General features: G+C 69.7%; 20 protein-coding genes and 3 pseudogenes. 14 read left to right on the forward strand and 9 right to left on the reverse strand.

Translation table 11 applies throughout. The annotated features are described in order from the left end of the window. Positions 1-169: 169 nt before the first annotated feature. From AVAK2825_RS23465 to purT, 7 genes and pseudogenes are all read right to left on the reverse strand, one after another. Positions 170-319, reverse strand: a pseudogene (locus AVAK2825_RS23465) (formate-dependent phosphoribosylglycinamide formyltransferase); the annotation flags it as partial. Between the two features lie 6 nt (positions 320-325). Beyond that, positions 326-2,566 (reverse strand): putative bifunctional diguanylate cyclase/phosphodiesterase, encoded by a 2,241-nt coding sequence (locus AVAK2825_RS23470; RefSeq protein ID WP_502870602.1) that lies wholly within the window; start codon positions 2,564-2,566, stop codon positions 326-328. Further along, positions 2,563-3,309, reverse strand: a complete 747-nt coding sequence (locus tag AVAK2825_RS23475) for a GGDEF domain-containing protein (protein ID WP_284402849.1) — start codon at positions 3,307-3,309, stop codon at positions 2,563-2,565. The genes AVAK2825_RS23470 and AVAK2825_RS23475 overlap by 4 nt, the downstream gene beginning before the upstream one ends. Before the next feature lie 5 nt (positions 3,310-3,314). After that, the gene (locus AVAK2825_RS23480) at positions 3,315-3,704 is read right to left on the reverse strand and encodes a DUF1987 domain-containing protein (RefSeq protein WP_284402850.1); all 390 of its coding nucleotides are present in this window, start codon (positions 3,702-3,704) and stop codon (positions 3,315-3,317) included. Between the two features lie 33 nt (positions 3,705-3,737). Further along, positions 3,738-4,310 carry a SiaB family protein kinase gene (locus tag AVAK2825_RS23485; RefSeq protein WP_284402851.1) on the reverse strand — a complete coding sequence of 191 codons (573 nt, stop codon included), beginning with the start codon at positions 4,308-4,310 and terminating at the stop codon, positions 3,738-3,740. Between the two features lie 14 nt (positions 4,311-4,324). Next, entirely contained in the window at positions 4,325-5,563 is a 1,239-nt protein-coding gene (locus tag AVAK2825_RS23490; RefSeq protein WP_284402852.1) for a SpoIIE family protein phosphatase, read from the reverse strand. 336 nt (positions 5,564-5,899) lie between these two features. Continuing rightward, positions 5,900-7,102 (reverse strand): formate-dependent phosphoribosylglycinamide formyltransferase, encoded by a 1,203-nt coding sequence (gene purT / locus AVAK2825_RS23495; RefSeq protein ID WP_284402853.1) that lies wholly within the window; start codon positions 7,100-7,102, stop codon positions 5,900-5,902. A 162-nt stretch (positions 7,103-7,264) separates the two neighbouring features. Here purT and AVAK2825_RS24875 point away from each other — a divergent pair. The 6 genes and pseudogenes from AVAK2825_RS24875 to AVAK2825_RS23520 all read left to right on the forward strand — a co-directional run. After that, positions 7,265-7,780: pseudogene (locus AVAK2825_RS24875) on the forward strand (ATP-binding cassette domain-containing protein); the annotation flags it as partial. Positions 7,781-7,795: 15 nt separating this feature from the next. Continuing rightward, positions 7,796-8,137 (forward strand): ATP-binding cassette domain-containing protein, encoded by a 342-nt coding sequence (locus AVAK2825_RS24880; RefSeq protein ID WP_498739044.1) that lies wholly within the window; start codon positions 7,796-7,798, stop codon positions 8,135-8,137. Positions 8,138-8,286: 149 nt separating this feature from the next. Next, the gene (locus tag AVAK2825_RS23505) at positions 8,287-8,856 is read left to right on the forward strand and encodes a DUF3455 domain-containing protein (RefSeq protein WP_284402855.1); all 570 of its coding nucleotides are present in this window, start codon (positions 8,287-8,289) and stop codon (positions 8,854-8,856) included. A 47-nt stretch (positions 8,857-8,903) separates the two neighbouring features. Continuing rightward, a complete protein-coding gene (locus AVAK2825_RS23510; protein WP_272567101.1) occupies positions 8,904-9,560 on the forward strand; it encodes a sigma-70 family RNA polymerase sigma factor in 657 nt (218 codons plus the stop codon). Next, on the forward strand, positions 9,557-10,348 hold the full coding sequence (locus tag AVAK2825_RS23515) for an anti-sigma factor (RefSeq protein WP_284402856.1): 792 nt from the start codon (positions 9,557-9,559) through the stop codon (positions 10,346-10,348). The genes AVAK2825_RS23510 and AVAK2825_RS23515 overlap by 4 nt, the downstream gene beginning before the upstream one ends. A 42-nt stretch (positions 10,349-10,390) precedes the next feature. Next, positions 10,391-11,233 carry an ABC transporter permease gene (locus tag AVAK2825_RS23520; RefSeq protein ID WP_284402857.1) on the forward strand — a complete coding sequence of 281 codons (843 nt, stop codon included), beginning with the start codon at positions 10,391-10,393 and terminating at the stop codon, positions 11,231-11,233. A gap of 49 nt (positions 11,234-11,282) precedes the next feature. On the opposite strand, the gene AVAK2825_RS23525 is transcribed toward AVAK2825_RS23520, so the two are convergent. Next, a complete protein-coding gene (locus AVAK2825_RS23525; protein ID WP_284402858.1) occupies positions 11,283-12,872 on the reverse strand; it encodes a GMC family oxidoreductase in 1,590 nt (529 codons plus the stop codon). 139 nt (positions 12,873-13,011) lie between these two features. Here AVAK2825_RS23525 and AVAK2825_RS23530 point away from each other — a divergent pair, with 139 nt between their 5' ends. The 7 genes and pseudogenes from AVAK2825_RS23530 to AVAK2825_RS23560 all read left to right on the forward strand — a co-directional run bounded on the left by AVAK2825_RS23530 (position 13,012) and on the right by AVAK2825_RS23560 (position 20,202). Beyond that, positions 13,012-13,860: a 3-hydroxybutyryl-CoA dehydrogenase gene (locus tag AVAK2825_RS23530; RefSeq protein WP_284402859.1), complete on the forward strand. Its 849-nt coding sequence runs from the start codon at positions 13,012-13,014 to the stop codon at positions 13,858-13,860. A 274-nt stretch (positions 13,861-14,134) separates the two neighbouring features. Beyond that, positions 14,135-14,608: a MarR family winged helix-turn-helix transcriptional regulator gene (locus tag AVAK2825_RS23535; RefSeq protein ID WP_284402860.1), complete on the forward strand. Its 474-nt coding sequence runs from the start codon at positions 14,135-14,137 to the stop codon at positions 14,606-14,608. 96 nt (positions 14,609-14,704) lie between these two features. Further along, positions 14,705-15,121, forward strand: coding sequence for an organic hydroperoxide resistance protein (locus AVAK2825_RS23540; protein ID WP_284402862.1), 417 nt, complete (start codon positions 14,705-14,707; stop codon positions 15,119-15,121). 683 nt (positions 15,122-15,804) lie between these two features. Next, positions 15,805-16,614 (forward strand): annotated as a pseudogene (locus AVAK2825_RS23545) (YopJ family acetyltransferase); the annotation flags it as partial. Between the two features lie 307 nt (positions 16,615-16,921). Next, positions 16,922-17,680, forward strand: coding sequence for a metallophosphoesterase family protein (locus AVAK2825_RS23550; RefSeq protein ID WP_284402865.1), 759 nt, complete (start codon positions 16,922-16,924; stop codon positions 17,678-17,680). A 34-nt stretch (positions 17,681-17,714) separates the two neighbouring features. Continuing rightward, positions 17,715-19,160, forward strand: coding sequence for a bifunctional serine/threonine-protein kinase/universal stress protein (locus AVAK2825_RS23555; RefSeq protein ID WP_284402866.1), 1,446 nt, complete (start codon positions 17,715-17,717; stop codon positions 19,158-19,160). Next, positions 19,153-20,202 carry a serine/threonine protein kinase gene (locus AVAK2825_RS23560; RefSeq protein WP_284402868.1) on the forward strand — a complete coding sequence of 350 codons (1,050 nt, stop codon included), beginning with the start codon at positions 19,153-19,155 and terminating at the stop codon, positions 20,200-20,202. Before AVAK2825_RS23555 ends, AVAK2825_RS23560 begins: the two co-directional genes overlap by 8 nt. A gap of 12 nt (positions 20,203-20,214) precedes the next feature. Here AVAK2825_RS23560 and AVAK2825_RS23565 read toward each other — a convergent pair whose 3' ends face one another. Continuing rightward, positions 20,215-20,688, reverse strand: coding sequence for a hypothetical protein (locus AVAK2825_RS23565; protein WP_284402869.1), 474 nt, complete (start codon positions 20,686-20,688; stop codon positions 20,215-20,217). Positions 20,689-20,998: 310 nt separating this feature from the next. Between AVAK2825_RS23565 and AVAK2825_RS23570 the strand changes: the two genes are divergently transcribed. Next, the gene (locus tag AVAK2825_RS23570; RefSeq protein WP_284402870.1) at positions 20,999-21,697 is read left to right on the forward strand and encodes a response regulator transcription factor; all 699 of its coding nucleotides are present in this window, start codon (positions 20,999-21,001) and stop codon (positions 21,695-21,697) included. The last annotated feature ends 130 nt before the right edge of the window (positions 21,698-21,827 follow it).

Raw genomic sequence — 21,827 nt, forward strand, 5'->3', positions numbered from 1 at the left:
CGGGCCTGCAAGGCCCCTCATGCACCCAGGCGCAGACCGCTGCTGGGCCTCATCACGCTCAAACGGCTACTGGCGCCCACTCCTCCCTATTCGGATTCGTCAAACATGGGGTTGTGAGAGGCTCCCAGTAGGTTCGCCACACCGGGCGAACATCCATTCCTTGTTCCTGGCGCGGGCTGACCTTGCCGGCCGCCAACTTGGCCCGCTCCCGCGCCACCTCGACGTCGGCATCGAACGCCAGCGCCACGCCCATGCGCCGCTTCACGAAACTCTCGGGTTTGCCGAACAGGCGCAGGTCGGTGTTCGACACGCGCGTGGCCCCAGCTCACCGCCGTTGCTGCAACCAGGCCATGAGGGCCCCCTTCTCCATCGGCATGGCGATGTGGTAGCCCTGGCCCTCGTGGCAACCCATGTCCAGCAGGGCGCGCAGTGCGGCGGCATCCTCGATGCCCTCGGCCAGCACCTGCAGCCCGAGCTTGCGACCCAGTTGCGCCACCATTTCCGCGATCCGGACGCCGTGCGGCTCGCCCAGGTGGCGCACGAAGGAGCGGTCGATCTTGATGCGGTCGAGCGCCAGCCGCTCCAGGTAGCTCAGCGAGGAATAGCCCGTGCCGAAATCGTCGATCGCGATGGAGATGCCTTGCGCGCGCAGGCTGGACAGGGTCGAGTTCAGCAATTGGGTGGGCAGCGCGGCCACCGACTCCGTGATCTCCAGCTCCAGCTGCGGCCCCTTTAGCCCGCTGTCCGCCAGGGCCGCGCAGACCGTGTCGAAAAAAGCGGGGTCCTGCAACTGCACGGACGACACGTTGACCGCCATGCGCCCGGGTGCATGGCCCGCCGCCAGCAACTCCCGCATGCAGGCGCACGCGGTGGACAGCACCCACTTGCCCAGCGCCACGATGAGTCCCGAATGCTCGGCCACCGGAATGAACTGGTCGGGCGATATCAGCTGGCCGTCGTCCGCGCGCCAGCGCACCAGGGCTTCCAGCCCCACCAGGCGCCGGGTCGCCAGGTCGATCTGCGGCTGATAGACCAGAAAGAGCTTGGCCGTGTCGATGGCCGCCCGCAGGTCGGACAGCAGCAGCGCCCGGGTGCGGGCCTCGGCCCCCATGTGGTCCGAATATTCCAGGTGCTGACCGCGGTGGTCGCGCTTGGCGCGCTTCAAGGCGATGGTGGCGTCCTTGACGAGGTCGGCGCCCGCCTGCGGCACCTCGGGCAGGAAGACATAGCCGCAGGTGAGCGACACCTTTTGCGCCACGCCATTCACCGCCAGGGGCTGGCGAACGCAGTCCAGCAGCCGCTGCAGCGACACCTGCGCCACCGCCCCCAGCACGCCGAACGTGTCCGCCCCCAGGCGGGCCAGCAGCACGCCCGGTGGCAGTGCCGCGGACAGCGCGCGGGCGACCCGCTCCAGCAGGCAGTCTCCGAAGCGGTGGCCCATGACGTCGTTGGTGGCGCTGAAATCGTCGATGTCGAGCAGCGCCAGGATGTGGCCGCGCGTGCCGAGGCGGGCGCATTCGTCCACCTTCTCGACGAAGTGCGCGCGGTTGGGCAGGCGCACCAGCGGGTCGTAGTAGGCGTATTCATGCAGCCGCGCGAGCAGGCCGTGGTTGTGCAGCAGGGTGCCCAGGTTGGCGCAGAAGACGTCCAGCATCTGGGTATCGAGCGCGCCGCGCGCCGCGGGCACGTCGATGAAGACGGCCATGCCCTGCCGGCCCTGGTGCCCGATGTGCAGCGCCACGCCGCCATCGGCGGCATACCCATTGCCGCGGCCTTCCAGCACACGGCGCAGCACGCCCCATTCGGGCCGGGCGGCAACGGCGTCGAACGGGCCGTCGGCGAGGCCGGCGAACCGGCCCGCCGCCGCCAGCACCTGAAACCGGTCTGCAGTCTCTCCCTGCTGCGCGCACACCAGCGCATGGCATGCGACGCCCAGCAATGCCGCCAATTGGGTGATGACGCCCGAGGCGAAAGCCCGCGGATCGGTGGTCTCCAGCAAGGACGCGCTGGACCGCACGATGAGTTCCAGGCTGCGGCGGCTGGCCTCGGCGGCGCATAGCCGCTGGTAGGACCGCACGGAGGTGACGACCAGGGCCAGCAGCCGGTCATGCGTCAGCTCGGACTTGGGGCGGTAGTCGTTGATGTCGTACTGCAGCAGGGTGTCCAGGTCCATGACTGGCCCGGGCTGGCCCGTTCGCAGCACGATGCGTGCATTGGGCAGGCGGGCGGTGTGGCGGATGAAGTCCACCAGCGCCAAGGGGGTGCCGGCCGCCGCGACGGCGCCGCCCACTGGCTCCGAAGCCACGTCGAGCAGCACCATCGCCACGTTCGGCTCGCCCACGAGCAACGCGCGCGCTTCTTCGCCCGAAAAAGCGTGCCGCGACACCAGGGCGCGGCCGAAAAGCGTGCGCCCCTGCAGCGCCGCGCGCATGGCCGCATGCACGCCCGCGTCGCTGTCCACGACGAGGATCCGCCAGTCGGGCCCGCCCTGCGGGTCGCGGGTGCGGACGGTGCGCGCGGCGGCGACTTGCGGCGCGGGACAGTCGGGCACCACCCCGGCGTTCATGCGGCAGGCAGGTGGCGGCTGCACGGGGCGAGCGACACGCGATTGCGGCCGCCGCGCTTGGCAACGTACAAGGCCTCGTCCGCCAGACCGTAGGCGTTGTCGAAGGTGCCGCCCTGCGCCAGGCAGCTCAGTCCGAAGCTGGCCGTGATGCCGCTGCCATCGGGCAGGTCGAAGCGGTGGGACTCGATGGCCTGGCGCAAGGCCTCGGCCACCGGCATCGCCGTATCATGGCCCTGCCCCGGCAGCACCACGGTGAATTCCTCGCCGCCGACCCGGCCGACCTGTGCGGTCGGGGGCACGACGGCCTGCAGGCAGGCGACCACGCCCAGGATCACCCGGTCGCCCACCGGGTGGCCGAAACTGTCGTTGATGCGCTTGAAATGGTCGATGTCCAGCACGATCAGCGCGAGGCCGCCGCTTCGCAGCTGCTGGTTGACCCGCTCGATGATGGCCGCCCGGTTGAGCACGCCGGTCAGCGGGTCGTGGTTGGCCCGGTACTCCAGCTGGGCTGCCAGGTCCTGCAGCCGCAGGTTCAGCTGGTTCATGTCCAGCTCCGCCCGGTCGCTGCGGCGCACCAGGCGACGCGTCTCCCGCAGTAGCCGCTCGTAGGCGACCAGCAGATCGCCCAGCGCCTGCCGGCAGGGGGCCTCTTCCAGGCCTTCATGGCGCTGGTAGACGCTGCGTGCGACCAGCAAGGCCTGGTTTTCGGCCTCGAACAGGTCCGGGGGGGTCGCGGCGTCCATGGGCATCAGGCCGCGCTGACGGGGTGGGTCGAGAAATGGATGGCGGGAAAGTCTTCGCTGAGCTCCTGGCCGAATTCGAGGATGGTGTCGTCTTCCTCAACGTGATACCAGTGCACCACGATCTCGTTGCCCGCGCCGGCCGCATCGCTGAGCGCCTCGATCAGGTTGAAGAGCATCTTGGTGCTCGAGCTGTTGAAGTAGGCGAGCGCGATGCTCACCTCGATTTTGGTGTCCACCTGCTCGGCCAGATAGGCCCTGAGCTGCGTGAGAACGTCGCCATAGAACGCCGCGGCATTCTCGGGGTAGGACTCGCCGCGCAAGCTCAGCGCGTGGGCGTCGAACTTGAAGTCCACCTCCGGCGAACTGGGGGTCGGTGCGATGTAGAGGTTGTCCATCTGTGATCTCGATTCGTTTGCGGGCTTGGCGCGTCAGATCGCCGCTTTCAGATAGAACACCGGCGCCTGGTCGGGTCCTTGCGTCGCGTCGAAGCCAAATTCCAGCGGTTCGCGGGCGTCGCGGGCCATGGTGAGAAACCCCATGCCTGCGCCCTTGCTGCCCTCGGGGGTCTCCTCGCGCAGAGTCTGGCGGTAGGCCTGCTTGATCTCTTCCAGCGTCATGCTGCGCAGCGCGGCCAGCTTCTCGCGCAGTTCGTCGGCGATGCGCGGCTCCACCGGGTTGGCGCACAGCAGCAGGAAGCTGCCGTCGGCTTCACGGCGGATGCACACCGAGCCGTGGCGCAGTTCGCCGTTGTCATGGCTGGGGGGCGTGAGCGTATCGGCGGAGTAATGGATGATGTTCTGCGCCATCTCCACGAAGGACGAGAACAGCTTGCGCCGCGTCGGTCCCGCCACGTCGGCGACCTCCAGCTGCAGTTTCACCGCATCGGCCATGGCCGCGATGATGTTCTGCGAGAAGTAGCCCACGTAGTAGAAGATGACGCGGTGCTGCCTGGCCAGGTTGAAGAAGGAACCGGGGTTTTCAGCGTTCATGAACGAGGGCATGGCGGATTTCCGTCTCAGGTGCGAAAGCAAAAAAAGGTGAGGTCGTCGCGGCGGTGGTGATCGCCCTGGCCCTGCCACTGCTCCAGCGCATCGAGCACGGCCCGGTTGATCTCCGCGGGCGTGCGCTCCCGCTGCTCGAAAAGCAACTCCCGCACGCGGCGTTTTCCCAGCGCGATCGCGCGCGGGCCGCCCACCTGGTCGATCAGGCCGTCGGTGCTGACGAAAACCAGCGTGCCGGGGGGCAGGATCAGCTCCTGGTTGTTCCAGGCGAAATCGAAGTCGCTGTCCACGTAGCCCACGCCTTTGCGCTGTCCCTCGATGATCTCGACCGCGTCGGTGCCGGGCCGCACCAGGAACAGCGACAGCCGGGCCCCCGCGAAGACCAGGCGCCCCTGCGCCGGCTCGAACCAGAAGCAGGCGGCATCCATGCCGTCGTTGGAGCGCTCCGTGCCTTCCTGCGCATCCTGCTGCCCCAGCATCTGCTTGATGCTGCGATTCACGCTGCCCAGCAGCTGCGCGGGATCGCGGGCGCCGTGCTGCTTGATCGCCTGGTTGAGGCTGGTGGAGGCGATCAGGGTCATGAAAGCGCCCGGCACGCCATGGCCCGTGCAGTCGGCGACGGTGGCGAACCAGCCGTCAGGCTCGGTGCTGAACTGGTAGAAGTCGCCCCCGACCACGTCGCGCGGCTCCCAGACCAGGTGCGCGCCGGGGCACACGCGTGCCAGCGCCTCGAGCGAACTGCGCAGCGTGGACTGCTGGATCACGCTCGCGTATTCGATGCTGTGCATGACCTGGCGGTTGCGCGAGGCCTGCATGTCGGCCACCACACGCATCAGCTGCAGCCCGTTGCCCACGCCGATGAAGGCCCCCTCGTGGGTGATGATGAAGCCATCGGACAGTGCCTTTTCGCCGCATTCCACCGTCTTGAACGTCAGCGCCCCGATGTCCAGCGCGGCATCGACGATCAGCGGCTCCTTGTCCATGAACGCGATGCAGCTCTTGCGGCCGTAGAGCTCCATGCGGAACGGCTTGCTCATCTGGGAGAGGAAGATGTTCCGGTTGATCAGCCCGATGGGCTGCCTGCCCTCCACGACGGGCAGACTGACGAGGTCGCGGTGCTGGCCGAACACCTCCATGACCTGTTCGTTGGTCTGGTCTGTCGTCATGCAGGGCACCATGTTGCACAGGTCCGCCGCACTGGGCTGACGGAAACGGGGCCGAAAGCTGCTCAGGTACTCGGAATTTGCGAACATGGGGGCCAAGGGGGCTGTTTGTTAGCAAATGTTATTCATTTCATATTTCGCCGCGATGACAGGATGGTGACGGTATGGCGCTGCGCAGAGGCAGTCGAGCTGCGGGCCATTGAAGGAGCGGCTTCAGAAGGAGGGGGATGCGCCAGGAACGGGTGCCTTCCCATTCCGTTGCGATGAAGGGGCGCGCCATGGCGGCGCCAAGCAAGGAGGCCAAGCTCTGGAGGAGCCGGCACGCTGCGCGACTCCTGGGATCGCGCGCATGCCTGCCGTTTCGATTCGGCCCCCGACGACAGTGCCCCGCCGCCGCGGTCGGACCGGTGGTGTGAATGCCGATGCTTACGCTTTGCGTGGCCTGACCTTGCCGGCCGCCAGCTTGGCCCGCTCCCGCGCCACCTCGACATCGGCATCGAACGCCAGCGCCACGCCCATGCGCCGCTTCACGAAACTCTCGGGCTTGCCAAACAGGCGCAGGTCGGTGTTCGGCACGCGCAGGGCCTCATCCACGCCGTCGAAGGCGATGCCTTGCACGTCCATGCCGCCGTAGATGACGGCGCTGGCGCCCGGGCTGCGCAGGGCGGTGTTGACGGGCAGGCCCAGGATGGCGCGGGCGTGCAGCTCGAACTCGCTCTGCACCTGCGTGGCCAGGGTGACCAGGCCCGTGTCGTGCGGGCGGGGGCTCACCTCGCTGAACCACACGGAATCGCCCTTCACGAACAGTTCCACCCCGAACAGGCCCTGGCCGCCGAGGTCGTCGGTCACGGCCTTGGCGATCTCACGGGCGCGCTCCAGGGCCGCGGGGCGCATGGGCTGGGGCTGCCAGCTTTCCACGTAGTCCCCGCTGACCTGGATGTGGCCGATGGGTTCGCAAAAGTGCGTCTCGGGCTGGCCGCCTTCGCCGAGCGCGCGCACGGTGAGCAGGGTGATCTCGTAGTCGAAGTCGATGAAGCCTTCGACGATGACGCGGCCATGGCTCACGCGGCCGCCGGCCATGGCGTAGTCCCAGGCCTTCTGCACGTCGGCCGGGCCGTCGATTTTGCTCTGCCCCTTGCCGGAGCTGCTCATCACGGGCTTGACGATGCAGGGGTAGCCGATGCCGCCGTCAATGGCCGCCTGCAGCTCTTCAAGCGAATCGCAGAATTGGTAGGGGCTGGTGGGCAGGCCCAGCGTTTCGGCGGCCAGGCGGCGGATGCCTTCGCGGTCCATGGTCAGGCGCGCGGCGCGGGCGGTGGGGATCACGCGCACGGTGCCGGCGGCCTCCAGCTCTTCGAGCATGGGCGTGGCGATGGCCTCGATCTCGGGCACCACGAGGTGGGGCCGCTCGGCCTCGATGAGCGCCTTCAGCTGGGCCGGATCGCTCATGGTGATGGTGCGCGCATGGTGGGCCACCTGCTGGCCGGGCGCGTTCTCGTAGCGGTCCACGGCGATGGTCTCCACGCCCAGGCGCTGCAGGGCGATGAGGACTTCCTTGCCCAGCTCGCCCGAGCCGAGCAGCATGACTTTGGTGGCCGAGGGCGAAAGGGGGGTGCCGAGAGTGGTCATAGCAGGTGAAAGAGATGGAATGAAGAAAGAGGGTCGGGAAAAAACGGGGCGCGGCCCCGGAGGAGCGGCGAACAATAATAGACGCCCATGGCGCATCCCCCCCTTCTCCAGATCGATCACCTGCACAAGCGCTACGGCGACGCCACGGTGGTCGACGATGTCTCGTTCTCCATCGCGCCCGGCGAATGCCTGGGTGTCATCGGCCCCAACGGCGCCGGCAAGACCACCACCATCCGCATGTGCCTGGGCCTGACCGCGCCCGACGGCGGCAGCGTGCACTTTCATCCGGAAGGGGCCGGCACGCCGCTGGCCATGCCCCAGGACGCGCTGGCCATCAAGGCGCAGCTGGGTGTGGTGACGCAGTTCGACACGCTGGACCCGGACTTCACCTGCGCGGAGAACCTGCGCATCTTCGGCCGCTACTTCGGGCTCAAGGGCGCGGTGATGCAGGAGCGCGTGCCGCGCCTGCTGGAGTTCGCAGCGCTCACGCACAAGGCCGGCGCCAAGCCGGGCGAGCTGTCGGGCGGGATGAAGCGGCGCCTGTCGCTGGCCCGCGCCCTGGTGAACGACCCACGCCTGCTGCTGCTGGACGAGCCCACCACCGGCCTGGACCCGCAGGCCCGCCACCTGATGTGGGAGCGCTTGCAATTGCTGGTGCAGCAGGGCAAGTCGATCCTGCTGACCACGCATTTCATGGACGAGGCCGAGCGCCTGTGTTCGCGCCTGCTGGTGCTGGACCACGGCCGCAAGATCGCCGAAGGCCGACCGCGCGAGCTGATCGCCGAGCACCTGGAGCCCGACGTGGTGGAACTGTTCGGCGTGGGCGCGGTGGCGCTGGCCGAAGACGCCGCCCTGCGCCCGCTCGCCGCCCGTGTGGAGGTGAGCGGCGAGACGGTGTTTTTCTACACGCACGACGCCCGGCCGCTGCTGGCCGCCCTCAGTACGCACGGACACCTGCGCACGCTGCACCGGCCGGCCAACCTGGAAGACCTGTTCCTGAAACTCACCGGCCGGCAGATCCGCGAAGACGGCTGAACCGGCCGCCTGGTAAAAACCGGGCCCGCGCGGCTTTCGAAAAAATATTTCGCGCGGCCTGCATCCAAACGGCGTTCCCATGGGTAGTACCTGCAGCAGCGGAGATTGCTGCTGCTTTTTTCAACCCAACCGAAGACAAGGGAAACGCCATGACCATCCAGCCAACGCTCTCTCGCCTCATCCCCCTGACCGGCGCCATCGCCGCCGCGGCCCTGCTCGCGGCCTGCGGCTCCATGTCGGCATCGGGCCCGAAGTTCTCGCAGGACAGCCTGCCCGAGTCGATCAAGGTGCCGGCCGGCAACATGGTGGCCTGGGAAACCGTGGGCGTGGGCGACATCACCTACGAATGCCGCGACAAGGCCAACATGCCCGGTCAGACCGAATGGGTGTTCGTGGGACCGAAGGCCTTGCTGAACGACCGCAGCGGCAAGCAGGTGGGCACGTACTACGGCCCGCCCGCCACCTGGGAGGCGCAGGACGGCTCCAAGGTCACCGCCACGCAGCTGGCCGTGGCCCCGGCCGGCACCGGCAACCTGCCCTACCAGCTCGTGAAGGCCAACCCGGCCATGGGCTCGGGCGCGCTGACGGGCGTGACCTTCATCCAGCGCGTGGCGCTCAAGGGCGGCGTCGCCCCAGCCGCGGCCTGCACCGCCACCAACAAGGGCGACCGCCAGACCGTGAAGTACCAGGCCGACTACATCTTCTGGAAGGCCGCCTGACGGCCCGGGGCGGGTCTTTCAGGGTCGAAAGCCTTTGGAGCACGGCCATGTCGGCTACCATGCGGCCCACGTTCCGGGCGGCCGATCGACGCCAGCGCCCGGCCTTCGACCGCTGGAGCCACCGCCCCTTGCCTTCCACGCCTGCCGCTGACGACGACTTCGACTACGAAGCCACCCTGGCCCGCTGCGCGGCGGGCGACCGGCAGGCCATGCGCCGCCTGTACGAGCACGAGGGGCCGCGCCTGCTGGGCGTGGCCTGGCGCATCGTGCGGCAGAGGGCGCTGGCCGAGGACATCGTGCACGACGCCTGCGTGAACATCTGGACGCGTGCCGGCAGCTTCGATGCCAGCCGGGGCAGCGCCCGCGGCTGGATCTACAGCGTGGTGCGCAACCTGGCCCTGAACGCCGTGCGCGATGCGGGCCGCCATCTCGACGTGGACGACGACACCGTGCAGGCCCTGGAGGCCGAGCAGTCGGTGCAGGCCCACCGCGAGATCGCGGAAGCCTTCGAACTCAACGCCAGCCTGGGCCGCCTGCAGCACTGCCTGGAGGGCCTGGACCCGGCGCGGCGCAATTGCGTGCTGCACGCCTATGTGGATGGCTGCTCGCATGGCGAGATCGCCGAGCGCCTGGGCGCCCCCCTGGGCACCGTGAAGGCGTGGATACGGCGCAGCCTGACCTCGCTGCGGGAGTGCATGGCATGACCGCGCCGATCCCCCATCCCGCCATGCCCGAAGACCTGCACCTGCTGGCCGGCGAGTACGTGCTGGGCACCTTGTCCGCCGCCGCCCGCGCCCGCGTGGCGCAGCGCCTGGCATCGGACCCGGCCCTGCAGCGCGCCGTGGCCGACTGGGAAGCGCGGCTGCTGCCGCTGACCGGGCTGGCCGAGCCGATCGCACCGCCGGCCCAGCTGTGGACGCGCATCGATGCCTCGCTGCAGGCCGCCGACGGCGCACAGGCCAGCGCGCCCGCCGCCCATTCACATTCCCATTCACCGGCTGCGCCACCAGCGCCCCGGCCGACGCCGGCCCGGCCTTCCCGAAACTGGTGGAACCACCTGGGCCTGTGGCGCGGGCTGGCGGGCTCGGGCTTTGCCATGGCGGCCGTTCTGGCCGCGGTGCTGGTCACCCGCGTGGCGCCGCAGGCCACGCCCCCGCAGTTCATGGTGGTGCTGGTGGCACCGCAGGACAAGGCGCCCGGCTGGGTCGTGCAGGCGAGTTCGCCCAGCGCGCTCCAGCTCATTCCGCTGGGCGTGGCCGAAGTGCCCGCGGGCCGCGCGCTGGAATTCTGGACCAAGGCCGACAGCTGGAGCGGGCCGGTCTCGCTGGGACTGGTCCAGCCCGGCCAGTCATTGCAGCTGGCGCTGGAGAAGCTGCCGCCGCTGCAGCCCAACCAGTTGTTCGAGTTGACGCTGGAGCCCCCGAGCGGCTCGCCCATCGGCAAGCCCACCGGCCCGATCCAGTACATCGGCCGGGCGGTGAAGGTGCTGTGAGTCCGGCCGCGGCCCGTCGCTCGGCCGCCGCACAATAGCGCCATGTCCACCGCCCCCCACCCCAGCCCCACCACGCCGGCCCGACCGGCCACCCCCTCGATCTGGCGCGCGCCCGAGCTGTCCGCCCGCTGGTGGCCCGTCTTCCTGCGCAACCTGCTGGTGTGGCGCAAGCTGGCCATCCCCAGCCTGGTGGGCAATATCGCCGAGCCGCTGATGTGGCTGGTCGCCTTCGGGTACGGCATGGGCGCGCTGGTGGGCCAGGTGAACGTGGGGGGCACGCAGGTGCCCTACATCCTGTTTCTGGCCAGCGGCTCCATCTGCATGAGCGCCATGAACGCGGCCAGCTTCGAGGCGCTGTACTCGGCGTTCTCGCGCATGCACGTGCAAAAGACCTGGGACGGGATCATGAACGCGCCGGTCAGCCTGGACAACGTGGTGCTGGCCGAGATGCTGTGGGCCGGCTTCAAGGCCGTGTTCACCGTCACCGCCATCCTGGGCGTGATGCTGGCGCTGAAGATCAGCCACAGCCCCAAGCTGCTCGTGGCCTGGCCCGTGCTGCTGTTCGTGGGGGTGATGTTCTCCAGCATCGCGCTGATCTTCAACGCGCTGGCCAAGGGCTACGACTTCTTCACCTACTACTTCACGCTGGTGCTCACGCCGATGATGTTCCTGTCGGGCGTGTTCTTCCCGCGCGAGCAGTTGCCCGCCGTGGTGCGCCATGTGTCCGACTGGCTGCCGCTGGCCAATGCGGTGGAGCTGGTGCGCCCGCTGTTCATGGACCAGTGGCCCGCGCACCCGCTGCGCCACGGCCTGGTGCTGGTGGTCACCACGGTGGTCGCGTTCTGGACGGCGCTGGCGCTCACGCGCAAGCGGTTCCAGGCCTGATGAAACACGCCTTCAGGCCCCCACCAGCAGCGTAGCTGCGCGATCCACCTCAGGCCGCTGCGCGCAGCAGGTCCACGGCCTTTTCCGCGACCATGATGGTCGGCGCGTTGGTGTTGCCGCTCACGATGCGCGGCATGACCGACGCATCGACCACGCGCAGGCCGTCCAGACCGTGCACGCGCAGGCCCGCGCCCACCACGTCCATCGCGCCGGGCCCCATGCGGCAGCTGCCCACCGGGTGGTACACCGTGTCGGCATGCTGGCGGATGAACTGCCCGATGGCCTCGTCGGTCTGCGCCGCGGCCGAGGCCGGCATTTCGCGCGCGCCGTGCGTGGCCAGCGCCGGCTGCGCCAGCCACTCGCGCATGCGGCGCACGCCGCGCACCATGCGCTGCAGATCGTCCGGATCGGCGAAGAAGGCCGGGTCCACCAGCGGCAGGGCGTGCGGGTCGGGGCCGGCCAGCGTCACCCGGCCGCGGCTCAGGGGCTGCAGCAGGCACACGTGGCACGAGTAGCCGTGGCCCAGCACCGTGCGGCGGCCGTGGTCGACGAGCTTGCCGATCACGAAGTGCAGCTGCGGGTCGGGCGCGGCCTCCTCGGGGCGGCTCCGGATGAAGCCGCCGGCTTCGGCGAAATTGGTCACCAGCATGCCGCGCCGGTGCGCCCTCCATTCGCGCACCCCGCGCAGCATCTGCCATGCGGCGGTGGGCGAGAGGCCGAACAGGTCCGTCAGGCGCGGCGCGTCCATCACTTGCACCACGTCAGGGTGGTCGTGCAGGTGCTCGCCCACGCCGGGCAGGTCGTGCACCACGGCGATGCCATGGCGCTGCAGCGCCGCGCCCGGCCCCACGCCCGACAGCATCAGCAACTGCGGCGACAGCAGCGCGCCCGCGCTCAGCAGCACCTCGCGCGCAGCGCGCACCGTGTGCGACTGCCCGCCCTGGCGGTACTCCACGCCCACCGCGCGCCGGCCCTCGAACAGGATGCGCGTGGCGCGCGCGTGCGTCACCACCTGCAGGTTGGGCCGGCCGCGGTGCGGGGCGAGGTAGGCCTTGGCGGCGCTGAAGCGCTCGCCCGCGCGGTGGGTGACCTGGTACCAGCCCACGCCCTCCTGCGTGGCGCCGTTGAAGTCGGGATTGCGCGCATGGCCGGCCTGCACGCCGGCCTCGATGAAATCGCGCGCGATGCGGTGGGGCGCCGGCAGGTCCATCACGTTCAGCGGGCCGCCCGTGCCGTGAAAGGCGTCGGCGCCGCGCTCGTTGTGCTCGGCGCGGCGAAAGTACGGCAGCACGTCGCTCCAGGCCCAGCCCGGGTTGCCCTCGGCGGCCCAGTGGTCATAGTCGGCCGGCTGGCCGCGCAGGTAGATCATGGCGTTGAGCGAGCTGGAGCCGCCCAGCACCTTGCCGCGCGGCTGGTAGCCACGGCGCCCGTTCAGGCCGGGCTGTGGCGTGGTGTGCTGCCCCCAGCCGAAGGCGCCGGTGCGCGCCATCAGGGCGATGCCGGCCGGGCAGTGGATGAGGGCGCTGGTGTCGGGCGGGCCGGCCTCCAGCAGGCACACGCGCACGGCGGGGTCTTCGGTCAGGCGCCCCGCCAGCACGCAGCCGGCCGAACCACCGCCGATCACGATGTAGTCGAACATGTCCGTTGTCTCCTCTGTGCCAGTGGCCGCGGCCGCTGGGGTGTCGCACCGGCCGCGCCGTCCGCGATTGCCGATACGATCACGCCGATCCGCGCAACCCCTGTTTTTTGATTTGGCTCTTTGGCCGGAAAGACTTTATATGACGATCACGACCGTCGGCATCATCGGCGCAGGCACCATGGGCAACGGCATCGCGCAGGCCTGCGCCGTGTCGGGCATCCACGCGGTGATGGTGGACATCTCGGAGGCCGCCGTGCAAAAGGGCCTGGCCACCGTGGCCGGCAGCCTGGACCGGCTCATCAAGAAGGAAAAGATCACCGCCGCCGACAAGGACGCGGCCCTCTCGCGCATCCGCACCTCGACGAACTACGACGACCTCAAAGCCGCGCAGATCGTGATCGAGGCGGCCACCGAGAACCACGAGCTCAAGGTGAAGATCCTGAAGCAGGTGGACGCCATCGTGGCGCCGGAGGTCATCATCGCCTCCAACACCTCGTCGATCTCCATCACGCAACTGGCCGCCGCCACGTCGCGGCCCGACCGCTTCATCGGCATGCATTTCTTCAACCCGGTGCCGATGATGGCGCTGGTGGAGATCATCCGCGGCCTGCAGACCAGCGATGCCACGCACGACACGGTGAAGGCCCTGTCCGAGTCGCTGGGCAAGAGCCCCATCACCGTGAAGAATGCGCCCGGCTTCGTGGTCAACCGCATCCTGGTGCCGATGATCAACGAGGCGTTCTTCGTGCTGGCCGAAGGCCTGGCCACGCCCGAGGACATCGACGCGGGCATGAAGCTCGGCTGCAACCAGCCCATCGGCCCGCTGGCGCTGGCGGACATGATCGGCCTGGACGTGTGCCTGGCGGTGATGAACGTGTACCTGACCGAGTTCGGCGACAGCAAATACCGCCCCTGCCCGCTGCTCAAGGAAATGGTGGCCGCCGGCCGCCTGGGCCGCAAGACCGGGCATGGCGTGTACGCTTACTGACCTTACCCGGGGCATGGGCAGCCCCGGCCTCCTCCATCGGGTCAGGGCCTTTTGCTATATTTTTAATAGCACAACACCCTAGAAATTATTGCGCCGGAGGCCACTTTGATGCACACCCTCGGCGGCAGGACGCACGCGCCAAAGGACCTTCCACCGCCCCGCACTACACCCATTCGGCGCTGCCGCCTGCACGCCGCACGTCAAACCCCCAGCGCCGATGGGGTGATGCCCAATTAAATTGCGCGCAATTGAATTGGGCATCACAATCCAGCCCATGCCCCGCCCCGACGCCCTCGCCCACCCGGTCTCCACGCCCAGCCCCGCCCTGCTGCAGCTGGACAACCAGGTCTGCTTCGCGCTCTATTCCGCGTCGCTGGCGATGACCAAGCTCTACAAGCCGCTGCTGGAATCCATCGGCCTCACCTACCCGCAGTACCTGGTGATGCTGTCGCTGTGGGAGCGCGACGGCATCACCGTCTCCGAACTGGGCGAGCGCCTGTTCCTCGACTCCGGCACGCTCACCCCGCTGCTCAAGCGCCTGGAGGCCTCGGGCCTGGTGACTCGGCTGCGCGATGCGCAGGACGAGCGCCGCGTGCGCACCACGCTCACCCCCGCCGGCCGGGCCCTGCGCGACCGCGCCGAAGCCATTCCCGCCTGCGTGCTGGAAAGCAGCCAGTGCACCCTGCCCGAACTCACCGCGCTGACCCGGCAACTGCAGCAGCTGCGCCGCCGGATCGGCTCCGGCTAGCGGCGCCGTCCCTCAACGCTTTTTCGTTCTCGCTTTCGTTGTCTTTTTTGTCCCTCAACCGCCCGCACCGCGGGCATTCACTGCAAAGGAATCACCATGCCATCGCTCGACCAAGTCCTCTACACCGCCCGCGCCCACACCACCGGCGGCCGCGACGGCGCCTCGCGCACCGATGACGGACGCCTGGACGTGACGCTCTCCGCCCCCGGCACCAGCGGCACGGGCACGAACCCCGAGCAGCTCTTCGCCGCCGGCTATTCCGCCTGCTTCATCGGCGCCTTGAAGGCCGTGGGCGGCCAGCTGAAGATCGCCGTGCCGCAGGACGTGGCCGTGGACGCCGAAGTCGATCTGGGCAAGATCCCCAACGCCTACGGCATCGCCGCCCGCCTGAAGGTCAGCCTGCCCGGCCTGGACCGCGCCCAGGCGCAACAATTGGTGGACGCCGCCCACCAGGTCTGCCCCTACTCCAACGCCACGCGCGGCAACATCGACGTGACGATCACGCTGGCCTGATCGGCATCGGCCTCGAAGCCCCCCGGCCGTGTTTGAACGCGGCCGGGGGGCTTTTTTCGTGGTGCCGCAGACCGTGGCGCGCAGGGCGCTTCGCTGCGCTGCCCATGCGTTCGCGGCCCGCACCGTGCCGGCGCGCAGCCTGCGCGACCCTCCTGCATTCGCCAAGCCACAGGAATGCGAATGGTCTTACCCGTCAACTCCGGCACCCGCAGGGCCCCTGACCGCCGCCCGGACGAGGTGACCGCTGCGGCGAGGGCCGCCCCCCGCTCCGACGCGCTCGAACCCCTCGCCGGACCTCCCGCTCGCGGCGCTGCACCTGTCCCGGGGGGCCGCGCCCATCCGGCCCCGCTCCGCGGGCATGACAGCATCGTCGATCGGTCACCGGGCCGGCACGGCCGCCGCCCTGTCGCCCGTGCAGTCCGAGGCCATCGCCCGGCTGCAGGATCTGCACCGGCGTTTCACGGATCTGGTGAACGACAACTGGGGCACGGAGGAACTGGACAAGGTCTTCGACCAGGCCATGCTGCCCACGTTGGTGGCGGCCGAAAGCGCGCGCCACCCGTCTCTGCCGCTGTCCCTGCTGGAGAGCCCTGCGGCAGTGCGGGCATGGTTCGCGGCGCCCCGGCCCGATGGCGAACGCGCCCGTGCGGTCCTGACGCTGCCCCCCCCCCGGCGAAGACCACGTCGTGGCGGCCGACCTCCAGCGCCACGCGGATGCCGTATCCATCGTGATCGCCGACCCGCTCCGGTTCAATCAGGAAAACCAGGCCCGCTACACCAGCGAGGTGCTGCCTTCGCTGGCGCGGCTGCTGCCCGAAGGCGGCACGGTGGCGCTGTTCATGCTGGACATCCAGACGTCCGACTCAGGCTGCCGCATCTTTGCGCTCTCGGCGGCGTCCAAGTTCGCGCAGGCTGGGGAGCGCCTGAACGCACTTCACCGGCAGGCCCTGGAATCGCCCGGCCAGCCACCCCGCACGGCGCTGGGCCGCACCGCACAGCCGCTGGCGCAAGACGGTGCGGTGCAGGTGCTGGAGGGCAGGCACTTCCTGCCCGCCGAGTTTTTCAAGCATGCCCAAAAGCAAAGCAGCCTCGACGGCTGGAAACAGGCACAGGCCCCCGGCCAGGCCGACGCCGCGGTGAACCGCCGGGGTGAAAGCCTGCCGGACCGCCACCACGCCCATCGGCAGGAGCGCTACAAAATGCCCTTTCTGCTGCAGGCCACGATGGCGCCGGACAGCGACGACGACGAGGCCGAACCCGTCAGCCCCCGGACCATGTCCGACATGCTGGAAGTGAGCGACTCCATCGAACGCAAGCGCATCGCCTTCATCGGCCGCGCCATCGCGTACCTGCACACGGCCTCGCCAGCGGAGAGCCAGGCACTGCTCGACCGAATGGTGGCCCACGACGTCGGCGAGCCGGAAGACATCGCCGCGCTGGACCTGGGCCAACGCCTCTGGGGCCCCGATCCCCGCACGCTGCCGCCTGAATAGTGGCCGAAGCGCCCATCGACCGTCGCCCCCTGGCCGGTTCTTTTGATTTCGTGGTCTTTCATGTGCCACGCCGGGGATTTCATTGCCTCGATTGCTACACAAAAGATAGCAAAACGAATTCCGTGACCGGGACGGTAGAGACCGGTGCAGCGGGCATTCGGCCGCGATTGCACCTTTTTTGCGCTTCCCGCGCACTCACCCCCGCCAATGGCACCATTCGGAGCCATCATCGCAGGCGGCCCCGCCCCCGCGGGCCGATGCCTTTTCGCACCCTTGACCCCAGCCTCGCGCACCCGCCGCGTCCGCCATGAAGATCGCCCTGCTCGCCGACATCCACGCCAATCGCCATGCCTTCGATGCCTGCCTGGCGCATGCCCGCGCCCAGGGCGCCGAGCAGTTCGCGCTGCTGGGCGATCTGGTGGGCTACGGCGGCGACCCCGTGGCCGTCGTCGAGCAGGCGATGGCCCTGGCGGCCGAGGGCGCGCCCTGCGTGCTGGGCAACCACGACGTCGCGGCGCTGGACCCACCCGCAGCGCCCACCCAGATGGGCGACCAGAGCGCGCAGTGGACGCATGCGCAGCTGTCGCCCCGGCACCGCGCCTTTCTGGCCACCTTGCCGCTCACGCGCCGCCTGGGCGCGAACACGCTGCTGGTGCACGCCAGCGCCGACCAGCCCAGCCACTGGCACTACGTGCAGGACGCGGGCGCGGCCGAGCGCAGCATGGCTGCGGCCAGCCAGCTCGACCCCGCCATCCGCTACGTGTTCTGCGGCCACGTGCACGAGCAGGCGCTGTATTTCCTCACGCCCACCGCCAAGCTGATGCGCTTTGCGCCGCAGCCCGGCGTGCCCGTGCCGGTGCCGCCGCACCGCCAGTGGCTGGGCGTCGCGGGCTCCGTGGGCCAGCCGCGCGACCGCGACGTGCGTGCCATGTATGCGCTGTTCGACGACCACGCCGCGACGGTCGCCTTCCACCGCGTGCCCTACGACCATGCCGCGGCCGCGGCCACCGTGCGCGCCGCCGGCCTGCCCGCGTTCTTCGCCGACCGGCTGGAGCTGGGGCGGTGAGCCACGCCATCGCCCGGCCCGCCCGGAGCCCCGCATGAAGCTGCTCGCGCCCGGCACCGAGGTGGACGGCTTCGTCGTGCACGAATGCCTGCACGCGGGCGGCATGGCGCACGTTTATCGCGTGGGTTATGCGGGCGCCGCGCGCGACGCGGGCTTTCCGCTGGCGATGAAGATCCCGCGCATGACGGCGGGCGACGGCGCCGAGACCATCGTCGGCTTCGAGGTGGAGCTGCAGATCCTGCCCACGCTGAGCGGCAGCCACGTGCCGCGCTTCGTCGCCGCGGGCGACCTGGCGCGGCTGCCCTACCTGGTGATGGAGTACATCGAAGGCCACACGCTGCAGCACTGGCTGGACCTGCCGCAGCCGCCGGACGCCGCCACCGTGGCCCGCCTGGGCGCGGCCATGGCGCACGCCGCGCACAGCCTGCACCAGCAGAACGTGTGCCACCTCGACCTCAAGCCCGCCAACGTGCTGCTGCGCCCGGATGGCAGCGCGGTGCTGCTGGATTTCGGCCTCTCGTGCCACGCGCACTACCCCGACCTGCTGGCCGAGGAGATGCGCGAGGCCGTGGGCTCGCCCGCCTGGATCGCGCCCGAGCAAGTGGTGGGCGTGCGCGGCGACCTGCGCAGCGACCTCTTCGCCATCGGCGTGATGCTGTACGAACTGGCCACGGGCGAGCTGCCCTTCGGCGCGCCCACCACACGCGGCGGCCTGCGCCAGCGGCTGTGGATGACGCCCGCGCCGCCGCGTCGCCACCGGCCGCAGGTGCCCGAGTGGCTGCAGGAGATCATCCTGCGCTGCCTGGAACCCGAGGCCGCGCAGCGCTATCCGTCGGCCGCGCACCTGGCCTTCGACCTGACGCACCCCGAGCAGGTGCCGGTCACCGAACGCGGCCGGCGCCTGCGCGGGCCGGGCGTGCGGGCGCACCTGCGCCGCTGGCTCAAGGCGGCGGGCATGCACTACCAGCCCAGCCCGCTGCCGGCGCGCCAGATCGAGGCGGCGCCCATCCTCATGGTGGCCGTGCCGGGCGAGGACGCGAGCGATGCCACGCTGTACTCGCTGCGCCAGGCGGCGGCGCGCTCGCTGGGCATCCGCCCCGGGGCGCGGCTGGCCTGCGTGACCGTGATCTCGCCCTCGGCCAGCAGCGCATCGGACAGCGAGCGCAGCGAAACCACGCTGCACCGCCGCCACCTGGTGCGCCTGCGCCAGTGGTCCGCCGGGCTCGACCTGGCCGGCCACAGCGCCAGCCACCAGGTGATCGAGGCGAGCGACGTGGCCAAGGCCCTGGTGCGCTACGCCCAGGGCAACCGCGTGGGCGTGATGATCCTGGGCGCGGCCACGCACGGCGTGCCGCTGCAGCGCTTCATCGACACCATTCCGATTCGCGTGGCGCGCGATGCGCCATGCACCGTCATCCTGGTCAAGCAGCAGTTGCCGTTCACCGAACTGGCCGGGGGCGACAATGCCCCCCATGGATAACCTGCCCGGCACCGAGCCCACCTCTTCTTCCTCGCATCCCTACGCGCCCCTCACCCCCGACCTCGTGCTGGACGCGCTCGCCAGCGTGGACCTGTACGGCGACGGCCGCCTCATGGCCCTGGGCTCGTACGAAAACCGCGTGTACCAGGTGTCGCTGGAAGACGGCAGCCGCGTCGTGGCCAAGTTCTACCGGCCGGGCCGCTGGAGCGAGGCGCAGATCCTGGAAGAGCACGCGTTCGCCGCCGAACTCGCCCAGGCCGAGGTGCCCATGGTCGCCCCTCTGGTGCTGCAGGGCCGCACGCTGCACCAGCACGCGGGCTTCGCGTTCTCGGTCAGCCCCTGGCGCGGCGGGCGCACGCCCGAGCTGGACGACTTCGAGGTGGTGGAGTGGATCGGCCGTTTCCTCGCCCGCATCCACACCGTGGGCGAGGCCCGGCCCTTCGCGCTGCGCCCGGCGCTGGACGCGGCCACCTTCGCGCAGGAGCCGCACGACTGGCTGCTGGCCGAGGAGATCATCCCGCTGGACCAGCAGTCGGCCTGGCGCAGCGCCTGCGAGGATGCTATTGAATTGATAGCACAAAGTGCATGGAATACCCCGGCAGGCGGCACGTTTGCCTTGAAGGATGCGCGCCCGCTGCGCCTGCACGGCGACTGCCACCCCGGCAACGTGCTGTGGACGCCCACCGACCGGCCCGGCGGCGGCCCGCACTTCGTGGACCTGGACGACGCGCGCACCGGCCCGGCCGTGCAGGACCTGTGGATGCTGCTGTCCGGCGACCGCCGCCAGCGCACCGTGCAGCTGTCCGCGCTGCTGGACGGCTACGAGCAGTTCCGCCCCTTCGACCGGCGCGAGCTGGCCCTGATCGAGCCGCTGCGCACGCTGCGGCTGATCCACTACAGCGCCTGGCTGGCGCGCCGCTGGAACGACCCGATCTTTCCGATCAACTTCCCCTGGTTCGGCAGCAGCGACTACTGGCGCGGGCAGGTGGACATGCTGCGCGAGCAGATGGAGGCGATGCAGGAAGCGCCGCTGTCGGCCTGACAGCGGAGGCCCTCAGCGGGCGTGCGGGGAGCGCATGAGTGGGTCCGCGCCTGCCAGAACCCGCTGATCCTTGGCGGACTCCTTGCCGCGTTCGATGACGGCGTCGATCTCCCCGGCCAGCCGCGTGGCCCTGGCGGCCATCAGCCGCGCCGCCTGCGCGGGATCGGCCCCCAGGCGCATGTGCGGCGCCTCCGGGTGGTCCAGGGATTGGCGCACCGCCTGCAGGCCCCAGGCCGACGACCGCACCTGGTCGCGGCCGATCTCGAGGGCCCAGCGCTCGGGCGAGGCGAGCAGCGCGCCGGCGCGCGGGCCCAGCAGTCCATCGATCCGGTGTTCGCGGGCCCGCAGGCCCGCCAGTGCTTCGTCCACCCCGAACGCAGCCGGTGGTGCCGGGGCTTCTCCCCGCGCGCGGGTATCGGCCGGGCCGTCGCCCTGACGGTGGTGAACGGACGCGCTCGCGCCGGCGGCGCCGATGCAATTGCCCATGGTTGTGTCCTCCCCTTTTTCTTGTGAAGCCCGCGATGCTCACGGCCCCTGTCGCGCCGGCGCGCCCCGAAGCGAAACGCATCGGTGGCAAACGAAATCCTGCTGGCGAAGCCCCGGCCGCGCGGCATCGGCAGGGTGCATCCGCAGGGCCGCCGATGCGCTGTTGCCACAAAACCGGCACCGCGCCCCGCGATAACTGTCAACAATTGTCACATTCCAACCGATAGCGAAATTAAAAGGTAGTTTCGGCACCTCGCCGCATCCCACCGGCGATCCGTATTCCATTGCCTTTGCCGTTTGCTGATGCCCCATGCGTATCGCTGCCCTTGACGACGACCCGATCCTGATGGAGCTGATCCAGGCCTCTGTCGAACATGCGGGGCACCTGTTCCACCCCTTCACCGATGGCACCAGCCTGCTCAGGGCGCTGCGGACCGAGACCTTCGATCTGCTGATCGTGGACTGGCACCTGCCCGACATGAGCGGCATGGAAGTGGTGCGCACCCTGCGCGCCGGCCTGGCGCCGCAGATGCCCATCCTGTTCGTGACGCGCCGCAATGCCGAACAGGACGTGGTCGAGGCGCTCAACTGCGGCGCCGACGACTTCATGACCAAACCCATCCGCATGGGCGAACTCATGGCCCGCACCGCGGCGCTGCTGCGCCGGGCGTACCCGTCCACGGTGTCGCGCACGCTCGATTTCGGCCGCTACCGCTTCGAGCCCAAGACGCGCACGCTGTGGATGGAAGGAACGGCGGTGGACCTGAAGAACAAGGAATACGACCTGGCGCTGTTCATGTTCCAGAACGCGGGCCGCCTGCTGTCGCGCGAGCACATGCGCCAGAGCGTCTGGAGCGAGGTGCAAGACGTGCCCTCGCGCTCGCTGGACACGCACGTCTCGCGGCTGCGCAACAAGCTGGCCCTGTCGCCGGAGAACGGCTATGTCGTCAACGCGGTGTATGGCATGGGCTACCGCCTGGACGTGGTCGATGTCACGCAGTCGGCCTGACCCTGCGCGCCAGCGCCGGCGGCACGCGCCGACACTTCTCTCAGACCCCCGACCCGCCATCCATTAAAAAAAGGGCGGTCCCGCATTCGGGACCGCCCTTCTTCCTTGGGGGCGAGCCCCCCATGGCAGG

Origin of the sequence: Acidovorax sp. SUPP2825 (genome assembly GCF_030158995.1) — a bacterium.
GTDB lineage: Bacteria > Pseudomonadota > Gammaproteobacteria > Burkholderiales > Burkholderiaceae_C > Paracidovorax.